The 12,990-nt window shown below is 60.1% G+C and carries 11 protein-coding genes, 2 tRNA genes and 1 pseudogene; 9 read left to right on the top strand and 5 right to left on the bottom strand.

All coding sequences use genetic code 11. From position 1 onward, the window contains the following. The first annotated feature begins 48 nt into the window (after positions 1–48). The 8 genes from dnaN to FHS06_RS02680 all read left to right on the top strand — a co-directional run bounded on the left by dnaN (position 49) and on the right by FHS06_RS02680 (position 8,246). Entirely contained in the window at positions 49–1,197 is a 1,149-nt protein-coding gene (dnaN, locus tag FHS06_RS02715) for a DNA polymerase III subunit beta (RefSeq protein ID WP_167045145.1), read from the top strand. 36 nt (positions 1,198–1,233) lie between these two features. Beyond that, on the top strand, positions 1,234–2,379 hold the full coding sequence (gene recF, locus FHS06_RS02710; RefSeq protein ID WP_167045143.1) for a DNA replication/repair protein RecF: 1,146 nt from the start codon (positions 1,234–1,236) through the stop codon (positions 2,377–2,379). Then, the gene (locus tag FHS06_RS02705) at positions 2,372–2,860 is read left to right on the top strand and encodes a DciA family protein (RefSeq protein WP_167045141.1); all 489 of its coding nucleotides are present in this window, start codon (positions 2,372–2,374) and stop codon (positions 2,858–2,860) included. Before recF ends, FHS06_RS02705 begins: the two co-directional genes overlap by 8 nt. 122 nt (positions 2,861–2,982) lie before the next feature. After that, on the top strand, positions 2,983–5,019 hold the full coding sequence (gene gyrB, locus FHS06_RS02700; RefSeq protein WP_167045138.1) for a DNA topoisomerase (ATP-hydrolyzing) subunit B: 2,037 nt from the start codon (positions 2,983–2,985) through the stop codon (positions 5,017–5,019). Between the two features lie 29 nt (positions 5,020–5,048). Beyond that, a complete protein-coding gene (gyrA, locus tag FHS06_RS02695; protein WP_167045135.1) occupies positions 5,049–7,601 on the top strand; it encodes a DNA gyrase subunit A in 2,553 nt (850 codons plus the stop codon). Next, complete coding sequence (locus FHS06_RS02690) at positions 7,598–8,002, top strand: DUF3566 domain-containing protein (protein WP_165140571.1); 405 nt, start codon at positions 7,598–7,600, stop codon at positions 8,000–8,002. The genes gyrA and FHS06_RS02690 overlap by 4 nt, the downstream gene beginning before the upstream one ends. Before the next feature lie 84 nt (positions 8,003–8,086). Then, positions 8,087–8,160: transfer RNA gene (locus tag FHS06_RS02685), tRNA-Ile, on the top strand. A 13-nt stretch (positions 8,161–8,173) separates the two neighbouring features. Continuing rightward, positions 8,174–8,246: transfer RNA gene (locus FHS06_RS02680), tRNA-Ala, on the top strand. 207 nt (positions 8,247–8,453) lie between these two features. Here the strand turns inward: FHS06_RS02680 and FHS06_RS14390 are convergent. The 5 genes and pseudogenes from FHS06_RS14390 to FHS06_RS02660 form a co-directional block, all read right to left on the bottom strand. Then, positions 8,454–9,257: pseudogene (locus FHS06_RS14390) on the bottom strand (type I restriction enzyme endonuclease domain-containing protein); the annotation flags it as partial. A 48-nt stretch (positions 9,258–9,305) separates the two neighbouring features. Next, the gene (locus FHS06_RS02670; RefSeq protein WP_341779284.1) at positions 9,306–10,076 is read right to left on the bottom strand and encodes an IS3 family transposase; all 771 of its coding nucleotides are present in this window, start codon (positions 10,074–10,076) and stop codon (positions 9,306–9,308) included. A 153-nt stretch (positions 10,077–10,229) separates the two neighbouring features. Beyond that, positions 10,230–10,544, bottom strand: coding sequence for a transposase (locus FHS06_RS14135; RefSeq protein ID WP_259393050.1), 315 nt, complete (start codon positions 10,542–10,544; stop codon positions 10,230–10,232). Between the two features lie 509 nt (positions 10,545–11,053). Continuing rightward, positions 11,054–11,593: a hypothetical protein gene (locus FHS06_RS13865; RefSeq protein WP_243845242.1), complete on the bottom strand. Its 540-nt coding sequence runs from the start codon at positions 11,591–11,593 to the stop codon at positions 11,054–11,056. A 328-nt stretch (positions 11,594–11,921) separates the two neighbouring features. Continuing rightward, positions 11,922–12,155: a hypothetical protein gene (locus FHS06_RS02660; protein WP_167045132.1), complete on the bottom strand. Its 234-nt coding sequence runs from the start codon at positions 12,153–12,155 to the stop codon at positions 11,922–11,924. A gap of 477 nt (positions 12,156–12,632) precedes the next feature. On the opposite strand from FHS06_RS02660, the gene FHS06_RS02655 reads away from it, so the two are divergent. Next, entirely contained in the window at positions 12,633–12,986 is a 354-nt protein-coding gene (locus FHS06_RS02655) for an RHS repeat-associated core domain-containing protein (RefSeq protein ID WP_167047810.1), read from the top strand. Positions 12,987–12,990: the final 4 nt, after the last annotated feature.

Genomic DNA, 12,990 nt, shown 5'->3' with positions numbered 1-12,990 from the left:
CAACGGCACTAGCATGAGAGAGCCCAACCCGACGTCAAGGGAGAGCCCGTGAGGTTTCAAGTAAATCGCGATGTCTTCAGCGACGCCGTGTCGTTCGTAGTCAAGCTCTTGCCGCAGCGCAATCCTCAGCCGATTCTGGCCGGAGTCCTCATCGAGGCCGGCCCAGAAGGACTGTCCCTTGCAGCTTTCGACTACGAAGCATCAGCTCGAACAACGATCGATGCCACGGTTGATAACCCAGGCACGATTCTCGTACACGGTCGTTTGCTTTCAGATATTGCCAACCGTCTGCCGAACGCGCCCATCGAGGTGGCGACCGGAGACGACGGAATTGTTCTCACCTGTGGTTCTGCGCGATTCACACTCTCATCGATGCCTGTGCAGGAATACCCGGCAATCCCGGAAGTTGCTGCTGAAACCGGCGTCGTTCCGGCCGAAGATTTCGCAACGGCAATTTCGCAAGTTGCATTCGCGGCATCGCGCGATGATGTCACTCCCGTTCTCACTGGGGTGCAGCTCGAAGTCAACGGAAATCGCCTGAGCCTCGTCGCAACAGACCGCTACCGCGTCGCCCTCCGCGAGATTCCGTGGGATGGTCCCGGCGCCGGCGACGACAGCCCGATGACCGCATTGGTGCCAGCTCGCACGCTCCAAGAAGTGGGTAAGACCTTCGCGCACGGTGGAAATATCTCGATTGCATTTTCGGGCGCCGGTGACCGCGAGATCATCGCTTTCACTTCAGCGAACAAAACAGTCACTTCACTTCTCATCAAGGGAAACTTCCCACCGGTACGGCGACTTTTTCCCGAACAGACTGAGCACCACGCTGTTGTTAATACCGCGGAACTCGCTGAAGCAGTACGTCGTGTTTCTCTCGTACTCGACCGTGCGGCGCCACTTCGTTTCACTTTCACACCCGAATCAGTTTCGATGGATGCTGCCGGCACTGAGCAAGCACGCGCGACGGAGTCAGTGGATTCCACGTTGATTGGCGAAGACGTGACTCTCGGACTCAATCCGCAGTATCTGCTCGAGTCGCTCAGCGCTGTACGAAGTGAATTTGCGCGAGTGACCTTCACCTCGAGTGACAACGCAAACAAGTTGAGTCCCGTGCTCGTCACTCCTCAGACATCTGTGGATAAGTCGGGCGAAGACACATTCAAGTACCTGTTGCAGCCAAATCTTCTGCTGCGCTGAGTGCCGAGCGTCGGTGGCGCGCTTTAGGGTTTTGAAGTGATCGTCGAACGGCTGAATCTGACGGATTTCCGCAACTACACGGAAGCCAACGTTGAGCTGCGCCCCGGTCCCAACGTCTTCGTCGGCAGTAATGGTCAAGGCAAAACCAATCTCGTCGAGGCCATTGCCTTCTTCGCGACCCTGGGCTCCCATCGTGTTTCGATGGACGCGCCGATGGTGCGAGATGGCGCAGATTACGCGATTGTCAGGGCCCGACTGGGTCATGGCGAACGCCAAATATCGCTCGATGTCCAGATAAACAAGTCAGGTTCGAATAAAGCACGCGTCAATGGCGCGCCTGTAAAGACTTCTGAACTTCCCCGATACGCGCAAGTGGTTCTCTTCGCACCGGAAGATCTCACGATTGTTCGCGGTGACCCATCTGCCCGACGTCGCTTCGCTGATCAACTACTCGTGCAAAGAACTCCACGTCTGTCAGCTGTGCTCGGTGACTACGAGCGGGTGGTCAAGCAGCGCACTGCGCTGCTGAAGTCTGCACGCGCTCGGGGTCTTCGCGCGGATTCACTCTCAACTCTCGATGTGTGGGACGACAAGCTGGTGGCGCTTGGGACCCAGGTGATCAACGCACGGGCCGAGATGACTTCCGCACTGGCCTCACCCCTCTCATCCGCGTATACATCGATCGCGGGTGCAGACCACAACCCGACAGCATCCTGGAGTTTGTCACTCCACGGTGATGACGACACGCCACCGCAAGAGGCGATGGCTATCTCCGATATTGAGACAGCATTCCGAGCGGCGTTGAAAAACCGGCGGGCCGCGGAACTTGAGCGCGGGGTCACGCTCGTTGGTCCACATCGCGATGACCTGAACTTGAGTATCCGCAATCTGCCGGTCAAGGGCTATGCATCGCACGGGGAGTCGTGGTCTGTTGCGCTTGCGCTTCGCCTCGCATCTGCGGAACTCCTTCGCGCAGATTCTCGTCTCGGCGATCCGGTTCTAATTTTGGACGACGTCTTTGCGGAGCTTGATGTGCATAGACGCACTCGTCTGGCGGACCTCGTGAGCGCGTACGAACAGGTCATCGTGACAGCTGCGGTTGAGGCAGATGTTCCCTCTGCACTCAGAGCTCACACTGTTCGCGTAGAAGCGGGTCAAATCTCGGGTGACGTCAGTGAGTGAGCCAGATTCGATCCCGGAAACGGTCGCCACCTACCTGCGGTTGCGAGGGCTACAGCCATCTGCACGGGCCAAACGACGTCGTAGGCGAAGCCCTGACGACGAAGAGCATGGACCATTCACTCCGGGGCGTGACCCACACGGAGTAGGAGATGTGCTCGCGACGCTCACACGTGAAGCCGGGTGGGAGCCTCAACTCGCTCGCGAAGACATTGTCTTGCAATGGGCTGATGTTGCGGGCGACGATACGGCAAAACACACGCGACCAGTGGGACTCAACGACGGAACGCTCGTTGTGCAATGCGACTCGACGGCCTGGGCGAAGCAACTGCAACTGATGCGATCTCAAATACTCACAGAACTGACTCGCCGCTTCCCTGACGCAGGTGTGCAAGCTATCCGCTTCATCGGGCCAGACGTCCCCTCCTGGAAATGGGGTCCCAGAACGGTTTCAGGGCGTGGTCCGCGAGATACCTACGGGTAACCCATCTCCCGCCTTGGGTTAATTGATTTGATCGCGTCACAGGACCGCACAATGCCGCGCCAACCCGCTCCACTTGATAGGGTGGTACTGACCCGCCCATCGATTCGGAGCGCTCGAAACACATGACGTCAGACAATTCCGCAAGCGTTCCTGAAGACCCCGAATCACCGGTCCCCGTCGATGAGCGACACGCATACGGTGCCGACGAGATTCAGGTTCTTGAAGGACTTGAAGCCGTTCGTAAGCGCCCCGGTATGTACATCGGCTCGACAGGCGAGCGGGGTCTACATCACCTCGTCTATGAAATCGTCGACAACTCCGTCGATGAGGCACTCGCCGGTTACTGCGATGTCATTCAGGTCACGATCCTTGAAGACGGTGCCGTACGAGTTGTCGACAACGGGCGAGGCATCCCTGTTGACATGCACCGCACCGAAGGCAAGTCGACTCTCGAGGTTGTTCTGACTGTTCTTCACGCTGGTGGAAAATTCGGCGGTGGCGGGTATGCAGTTTCGGGCGGCCTCCATGGTGTCGGCTCCTCCGTTGTGAACGCGCTGTCCTCGAAACTGGAGGTTGAGGTTCGACGACAGGGCCACGTATGGCGCCAGACGTATCGAGATGGTGGAACACCGGTTTCACCGATTGTGAAGGGCGAAGAAGCCGAGCTCACCGGAACAACGATCACGTTCTGGCCGGATGACACAATCTTTGACACTGTTGATTTTGACTACGACACCCTGCGTACTCGTTTTCAGCAGATGGCTTTTTTGAATAAGGGCCTTCGGATCACTCTGAGCGACGAGCGTGAAAATGCCGTCGCGGTTGAAGAGGAAAACGGCGAAGAGGTTGTTCGTCAGCGTCACGACAGCTTTCTTTATGAGCGTGGTCTCGTCGACTACGTCGAGTACCTCAACAAGATGCGCAAAAGCGACGTTGTCAACGAAGACATCATCGATTTTGAATCCGAAGACACCGAGCGAAAAATTGCGCTCGAGATGGCTATGCAGTGGACCACGAGCTACACCGAGAGTGTTTTCACGTTCGCGAACACGATCAATACACACGAGGGTGGAACGCACGAGGAAGGCTTCCGAGCCGCACTGACTGCTCTCGTCAATAAATATGCGCGCGCTCAAGGTCTTCTGAAAGAGAAGGACGACAACCTCACCGGAGATGACGTTCGCGAAGGTCTTACTGCAGTCATTTCCGTAAAGCTGTCGGAGCCGCAGTTCGAAGGCCAGACCAAAACAAAGCTGGGAAACACCGAGGCAAAAGCGTACGTTCAGAAAGCCGTAGGAGATCGCCTCGGTGACTGGTTTGCACGTAACCCCGCGCAGGCGAAGAACGTTGTGCGCAAGGGTATCGACGCCGCAAATGCTCGCATGGCGGCACGCAAAGCCCGTGAAACAGCGCGTCGCAAGAGCGTCTTTGAGTCGGCAGCAATGCCCGACAAGCTGAAGGACTGCACGAGCAAGGATCCCTCCATCAGCGAGATCTTCCTTGTAGAGGGTGACTCCGCTGGCGGCTCTGCCGTCCAGGGACGCGACCCGCACACCCAGGCGATCCTGGCCCTCCGGGGGAAAATTCTTAACGTCGAACGTGCGCGACTTGATCGCGCACTCGGCAACAAAGAAGTTCAGGCAATGATTTCTGCCTTCGGTACCGGCATCGGTGAAGAATTCACGATCGAGAAGGCTCGCTACCACAAGATCGTTCTGATGGCAGATGCCGACGTTGACGGTCAGCACATCACGACGCTCCTTCTTACACTCCTGTTCAGATATATGCGCGGGCTCATTGAAGCTGGATTCGTTTATCTCGCGCAGCCTCCGCTGTTCCGCTTGAAGTGGTCGAATTCTCCGCACGAATACGTCTTTAGCGACCAAGAGCGCGACGTGCTTTTGGCCGACGGACTTGCGTCGGGCAAGCGGATTCCGAAAGACAGTGGCATCCAGCGTTACAAGGGTCTCGGTGAGATGAATGCAAAAGAACTGTGGGAAACCACCATGGATGCCGAGACACGCACGCTCCGCCAAGTCACCATCGACGATGCTGCAGCTGCGGACGAAATTTTCACCATCCTGATGGGCGAAGACGTTGAATCACGTCGAAGCTTCATCCAGCGCAACGCCAAGGACGTTCGCTTCCTCGACATTTGATCGAGTAGCGACAGAACTGAGAACGAGATATGGCTGACGAAGAGCGCCCCGAGCCCATCCACAACCACGGAAATATCGACCAGGTCGATCTGCAAGCCGAGATGCAGCGGAGCTACCTCGACTATGCGATGAGTGTCATCGTCGGACGAGCACTCCCTCGCGTCGAGGACGGTTTGAAGCCAGTGCACCGCCGGGTCATCTACGGCATGTACGACGGTGGTTTCCGCCCCGACAAGTCCTTCTCGAAGTGCGCCCGTATTGTCGGGGAGGTCATGGGGCAGTATCACCCGCACGGTGACTCCCCCATCTATGACGCACTTGTGCGTCTCGTTCAGCCTTGGTCGCTGCGGTATCCACTCGCGCTTGGACAGGGAAACTTCGGCTCTCCCGGTAACCAGGGCGCCGCGGCTCCTCGCTACACCGAGACCAAGATGGCCCCGCTCGCGCTCGAGATGGTGCGCGATATCGAAGAAGACACCGTCGACTTCGAAGATAACTATGACGGACAGACCCAAGAGCCGGTCGTGCTGCCGGCGCGCTTCCCGAACCTCTTGGTCAACGGCTCTGTGGGAATTGCCGTGGGAATGGCAACGAACATTCCGCCCCACAATCTCCGTGAAGTCTCAAACGGCGCGCTTTGGGCGCTTGAAAACCCGGATGCTTCGCGCGAAGAGTTGCTCGAAGCTCTCATGGCCCGTATCCCGGGTCCTGACTTTCCCACTGGCGCGCAGATTCTCGGTGTTCGCGGAGTTCGCGAGGCCTATCGCACGGGCCGCGGCTCGATCACGATGCGCGCAGTCGTCAACGTCGAAGAGCTGCAGGGTCGTACGTGCCTCGTCATCACGGAGCTTCCGTACCAGGTCAACCCGGATAACGTCGCTGTGAAGATCAGTGATCTCGCTCGCGAGGGCAAGATCACTGGGATTGCTGATATCCGCGATGAGACGTCAGATCGCACGGGTCAGCGTCTGGTCATCGTTCTGAAGCGGGATGCTGTTGCCAAGGTTGTTCTCAACAATCTTTACAAGCACACGCAGCTGCAGGAGAACTTCGGCGCGAACATGCTCGCCATCGTCGATGGCGTTCCGCGAACGCTCCCCCTCGACGGTTTCATCTCGCACTGGATCACTCACCAGATCACTGTGATCGTGCGGCGCACAACATATCGTCTGCGTAAAGCAGAAGAGCGTATGCACATTTTGCGTGCGTACCTCAAGGCTCTTGACGCGCTTGACGAGGTTATTGCTCTTATCCGTCGGTCGCCGACAGTCGATGAGGCCCGCACAGGGCTGAAGAGCCTGCTCGAGATCGATGACATTCAGGCTGATGCGATCCTCGCAATGCAGTTGCGTCGCCTTGCAGCTCTCGAGCGCCAGAAAATCATCGACGAAGCCACGGATCTCGAGACACAGATCGCTGACTTCCGCGCCATCTTGGCTGATCCGGAGCGGCAGCGCTCCATCGTGCGCGATGAGCTGACGGAGATCGTTGCGAAGTTCGGCGATGATCGCCGCACGGAGATCATGCCCGGCTTTGACGGCGACATGTCAATCGAAGATCTCATCCCAGAAGAAGAGATGGTGTTGACGGTTACGCGTGACGGCTATATCAAGCGCACGCGTAGCGACAATTACCGGTCGCAGCACCGCGGTGGTCGAGGCGTGAAGGGTGCACAGCTCCGTTCTGACGACGTTGTCGAGCACTTCTTCGTCACGACGACACACCACTGGCTGTTGTTCTTCACCAACCGTGGGCGCGTGTATCGCGCGAAGACGTACGAGGTTCCTGAGGCCGGCCGGGATGCCAAGGGTCAGCACGTCGCTAACCTCCTTGCCCTTCAGCCGGATGAAGATATCGCGCAGATTCTCGACATTCGTGACTACGAAGTCGCGCCCTATCTCGTGCTTGCGACTCGGGGCGGTCTCGTGAAGAAGACGCGGCTCACCGAGTACGACACAAACCGTCAGGGTGGAGTCATCGCGATCCGTTTGCGTGAGGGTGACGAGGTCACGAGCGCTCTTCTCGTCGACGAGGGAAACGATGTTTTCCTGATTAGCCGTCACGGTATGTCATTGCGATTTACAGCCACCGACGAGTCGCTGCGCCCAATGGGTCGCGCGACCGAGGGCGTCAAGGGAATGTCGTTCCGAGAAGATGACTCGCTGCTATCGGCTTCAGTCGTTTCGGAGGACGGATTTGTCTTTGTAGTCACCGAAGGTGGCTATGCGAAGCGCACTTCAGTTGATCAGTACCGCACGCAAAGTCGTGGTGGTCTGGGTATCAAAGTCGCGCGTTTGAATGACGATCGCGGCAACCTGGCGGGCGGCCTGATCGCTACCGAGGAGGACGAGGTCTTGGTGGTTCTTGGCAGCGGCAAGGTGGTACGCTCTGCCGTGGCTGAGGTACCAGCAAAGGGACGCGACACGATGGGTGTCGTTTTTGCCCGAGTCGGTGGAAATGACAAGATCATTGCCATCGCGCGGAACTCCGAGCGTGGTCTCACTGATGAATCCCAGCCTTCAGCCGAGGACGGCGCAACGGGCGCCACCGATCCCATCCCCGAGGAAAGCACTGACGAATGAGCACGGTAGCCGACAAGCTCGCGAAGAAGTCGGGCAGTAAAACTGCTGCAAAGCAGGTCCGCCTGCGACTTGTTTACATCGACTTCTGGTCGGCGGTGAAGCTGTCTTTTCTGGCAGCAGTAGCTCTGGCGATTGTGACAGTTGTCACGTTCTTCTTGATCTACATGATCGTGCAGACGACAGGACTCATCGACAAAGGTGATGAGATCTTCCAGAGCGTTGCGGAGGGTGGAGCATCCTTGCGGGACTTCATCGGGCTGCCGCAGGTTATGGCCTTCGCGGCTGTCGTCGCTATTCTCAACCTCGTCGTTGTGACGGTGCTTGGTGCTGTTGTGGCGGGCATTTACAACCTTGCGGTCAAGGTGACGGGCGGCCTTTTGGTAGGTTTCACCTCGAACTAGATCTACTCCTCGACACGATTAGTAAAAACCCTCATCCTTCGGGTAAAGTCTTGGAGGTTGACGGTGAGAATCGTCAAGAAAAACGGGGCTATAGCTCAGGCGGTTAGAGCGCTTCACTGATAATGAAGAGGTCCCTGGTTCAAGTCCAGGTAGCCCCACCCCGTTTCCCCGGGGGCCTTAGCTCAGTTGGTAGAGCGCCTGCTTTGCAAGCAGGATGTCAGGAGTTCGAATCTCCTAGGCTCCACAGAACCAGAATCCCCGGAATCTACGCTGAAACAGCCGAATACCGGGGATTTTCTTCTCTCCACGGCCCGGATCTTCACTCTAAATGGTAGTGAAATGGTGAGATCTGGTAGTAGTGCGTGTTGGGTCGAGTGCGCCAGGTGCGTCGCAGAGTTCCGCAGAATCACGCGGAACTGAATCCGCCGCGTGCAAGGGTGCGTCCCATCAGCTATCTGCTAATCTCCCCGAGCTTGCCAGCGAAAACCTCCGCCTGCTGGATCGCTAGGTCGACGGCAGCCTCCTCGGCATCCGGTGGATAGCCGTAGCGGGTGAGGATCGGGCGCACCTTCGAGCGCATCAAAGCCAACACCGATTCTTTGAGGGTCCAGTCGATCGTCGCAGAGTGCTGCACCGACTTCACGAGGTCGCGAGCGATCGCCTTCAGCGTCTCGTGGCCGAGCTGCACGTGCCGCGCCTGGTCGTCCCGCATGTTCTTCGCGAGTTAGACCACCTCGGCAATGGTCTCCGCCGTCGACAGCGATCGGTTCCTGTACCGGTTCACCGCCTCGTCGAGCATCTCAGAGAATTTGCGCCCCTGGACGAAGTTCTTGCGCTGCACGGTGCGGATATGGTCGTTCAGGATCTTCCGCAACAGACCCATCTGGAGGTTGGGCTTCTCCTTCTCCGCGAGCGAGTCCAGGACCTCGTCGCTGAACCGCTTCGTGCGGTCAGGGCCGGACATCACGAAGTCGAGCACCTTCGCGTACTCTGCCAGTCGCTGGGATGAAGTGAGCCCGGGGGACGAGTCGTAGGAGACGCCGTGGAGGATGCCGCGCACGATGTCCTACTTCTCCAGCAGCTCGTCGACGATCTCCTCAATCGGCACGCTGGCCTGGTGTCCGTCGGACGGCGAGTACTCCTTCAGTGCGTCCTGCAGGTTCGCGAACAGTCCGATGTAGTCGATTATCAGGCCGCCGGGCTTGTCCCGGAGCGTGCGGTTCACACGCGTGATCGCCTGCATCGGACCAGCGCCAGTTCATCGTGGGCGTTCTTGGCGTGTGATTCGCCCTGGGTTTCGTTCCTACTTGGTGGCTTGAGAAACGTTTGTTCCCAAGGGTGATTCGGGGCCAGCGTAGTACGCCTGTTCCGTCTCGATGGGTGTGCGCATTCCGAGCTCGCCGTGAAGGCGTTGGTTGTTCCACCACCACACGTACTCGAGCGTCGCGATTTCGACCTGCTCGACGGTGCGCCAGGGGCCCTGCCGACGGATGAGTTCGGTCTTGTAAAGCCCGTTTACCGCCTCGGCGAGAGCGTTATCAAAGCTGTCGCCCACGGTGCCCGTCGACGGGGTCGCGCCGAGCTCGACGATCCGCTCGGTGTAGACCAGCGCCATGTAGTTCGACCCGTGGTCCGAGTGGTGCGACACGTAGTCAAGCTGCCCCTCAGCGTCCCAGGCGGCCATGTTTAACGCCTGCAACGGCAACACGTCCGCTTTCAGCGTGGAGGCGACATTCCACCCAACGATGCGGCGCGAATACGCGTCGGTGACGAACGCGACATACGCGAACCCTGCCCAGGTCCGCACATACGTGACGTCCGCGACCCACAGCCTCCGGGGAGCTTCGGGATGGAACCGCCGGTTCACGAGATCCATGGGACGAGCACCCGCCGGGTCGGATTTCGTCGTGAACACACGTTTGCTGCGAATCACGCCGCGAACGCCAACCTGCCTCATAAGACGGGCGGTCTGGTCACGACCAATCACCCACCCTTGCCGCACCATGAGTGCGTGCATTTTCCGCGCCCCCATAGACGCCGTAGTTTTCCGAGTGGAGGCGTTCGATCTCCGCACCCAACACCTGATCGGACAACGAACGAGCCGACGGTCCACGGCGCACGGCTGCCCGGTACCCGCGGCTGGTGATGAACCCACGAACTGCCGCGCGGAGCACCCGGCAGATGGCCTCGACCCCGAAACGATCCCTGTGTTCAGTGATGAACCGGATCATCGCGTCGTGGGACGGTCGAGTTCCTTCGCGAAAAACACAGATGCTGCCTTCAATATCTCGTTCGCGCGCTCCAGCTCGCGCACCTGCTTCTCCAGTCGCGTGATCTCCGCCTGCGCTTCGCTCGTCAGTCCCGGGCGATGACCGGCATCGACTTGCGCTGCACGAGTCCAGTTCCGCAGGGTTTCAGGGTTCACTCCGAGCTTGCCTGCGGCATGAGTGAACGCGGCCCAATCGGACGGATGGTCAGCACGGACCTCGGCCAGCAACCTCAGCGCTCGTTCCCGAAACTCGGGTGGATAAATTCTCGACATCGTTCCAACCTTCACAGATGAAAATATCGGAACGAAACCCAGGGCGAATCAATTTTGTATGTGAACCCGAGTGGGACCCGCGCTGGCCAAATGTCTGATCCGGGATTGAGAAGCTGATGTCCCTTATCCAGTCGCGGATGTCGATGGAGCGGGCGCTTCTGTGGGCAAAAGTCGTGACGTTCGTGGGAGCCTTCTTCGCTTTGGGAAATTTCGTCTACTACTCCACGACACTCCGGGGCTGGGACCTCTGGTCGATAGGTCTATCTGGTTTTTTGCAGCTATGGGGATCTACGGCGTGTTCCTCTGGCGAAAGGCAAAGAAAAGATTGAGGGCGTTCGAGGCCAAGAATGGCAGCGGTGCAGGTCGGCAAGACCGAGCGCGGTAGCTGAGAAGGGCGAGAGGAACGGATCGATGACGACTGATTGTAAATGCCGCCCAGCGCTGGCAGGGAGGATGTCATCATGCCCGTTCCCTATCCCGAAGATTTCCGCGAGGATCTCGTCCACCGGTTAACGCCCCATGTCTGTGCGCTGCAGCTTAGGCGACCGCGACAGGGTCGGTCGCGCCTTCGCGCTCTGTGTCTGCTGCGCCTTCACCGCGGCGGTGGCGGGCTTGCTCTGGCTGACGTCGGCCGCCATCTTGGCGCTGACGGCGTCTTTGCCGACGTCGCGCTGTTCGAGCTTGTCGGCGTCGCGCTCTCGGCGTTCCTCGGAGTCGTACAGCGGCTCGGCCTTCTCGCGGGTCGCGTCGGCGCGGTTCTGCTCGCGCTCGGCCTGCACCTGAGCCTGTTCCCGTTCGCCCTCGTCGGGAGCGACTTCGGCGCTCGTGCGCGCCGCTTCGGCTGTGCGGTCTGTCTCGTCGGCCTGACAGGAGAGCGCGGCGTCCTCGGCCTGCTCGGTGGCGCTGCGCTGCCGCTCCGTGTCCGACTGCCGGCGTAGCTGCTCGGCCTCGACGGCCGCCTGTACGGCCGCGGGATCGGCGCCGGTGTTGTTCACGTCGACGCCGAAGCGGGTGCGGAGCTCGTCGCGGATGCGGCCCTCCGCGCGCACGGCTTCGGGGTCTTCCGATCCCCACGCGCGCCGTGGTGAACGCGCCGCCGATCTGCTCCGGTGTGGCTCGGTCCCACCAGTCGGAGCGGTATACGCTCCCCAGCTCGACGCGAGCCGCGCGCTTCTCTGCCTCGAACCGTGACGACAGTTCGCGGGCTTCCCGCTCACTCTGTGCCTGTGCCTGTGCCTGTGCTCGTCGAGCTGCGTCCTCGCGGGCGCGTGCGAGGGCTTCACCGATCCGCCCCGCCGCCGTCACGGCGGCGCGGAGCTGCCCGTCGAAGGCCTCCTCGATGCCGTCGCTTTCATCGGCCATGATCTGACTGCTTCCTCATCGCTCTGGGCCGTGATCTGCGCCCGGTTTCGTCGTGGTGCGCGGCCGCGCCGGGTCTACCTGTGGCGGGACCGGCGAGCCGGTGGTCTTGCTGCGGTTCTCCTCCGCGCGCTGCATGATGTCGAGGGCTTCGTGTACGGATGCGTCGACGATCGCGGAGCGGTCGACCTTCGGTGTGGTCGCCGTCGACGTGGCTACGGGTGCGGCTTCGAGCTGGCGGCGCACGTTCATCACGCGCTCCCGCACAGCGGTGGCGACCTTGGCCGCCTGGCGCGCTTCTCCTGCAGCTGTGGCGGCGTCGTAGACGGTCTCGGAGAGGTTAATGAGCTGGCGCAGGAGTGCGAGCTGCGCGGACGTTCCCTAGCCGCCTTGCGCGACGCTGGCGAGGAGCATCGTCGCCCCCGACATAGCGACCCGACCGGCCCGCTGCGGCTTCACCGGGTGTCGGTAGGTCTGGGCACACTTCGCAAGGGCGTCGGATGCCTCGGCCAGGTCGCCGGGCGTCTCCTCGACCGCATTCGACCACGTCGCGAAGGCGCCCGCGGTCTACCGTGCGACGTGGTCGACCAGGTGTCGCGGTCGTCGAGCGGGACGGCGCGCAGTTGCTCGCGGAGCTGCGCGACTTCCTCGGTGTGGCGCTGCCAAATCTCGGGGTCTGGTTCGCGTTTCACGACCAGGTGAGACGGGCCGGCGGCCGCGCTTCGCTGCCTGGCACTCGGCGGCTGCGTCGGTCGCTCCCACGGCGGCAACGGCATCTACAAACTCGGCGCCCGCCACTACGAAGCGGCTCAGGGCCGCTTCACCCAGATGGACCCCAGCGGCCAAGAAAGGAACCCCTCCGCGTATGCCAGCTGCAACCCGATCAACAGCGCTGACCCCAGCGGTCTGGCAGCGGTGTCAGGAGACTGCTGGCTTGCGTATGCCGGCGTACTCTTAGCAGCGGTGGGCGTCATCGCTACAACCGTCACTGCGCCAGCCACGTTGGGCGGTTCACTTATTCTGGGTGCCGCTACCGCAAGCTATGCACTAAGTCTGTATGGCGGCATCCAGTCCCGTAATTAGGAGT

Source organism: Microbacterium halimionae (assembly GCF_011761265.1).
GTDB lineage: Bacteria > Actinomycetota > Actinomycetes > Actinomycetales > Microbacteriaceae > Microbacterium > Microbacterium halimionae.
Note: the sequence above shows the minus strand (reverse complement) of the source record. Positions and strands in the feature narration are given on the sequence as shown.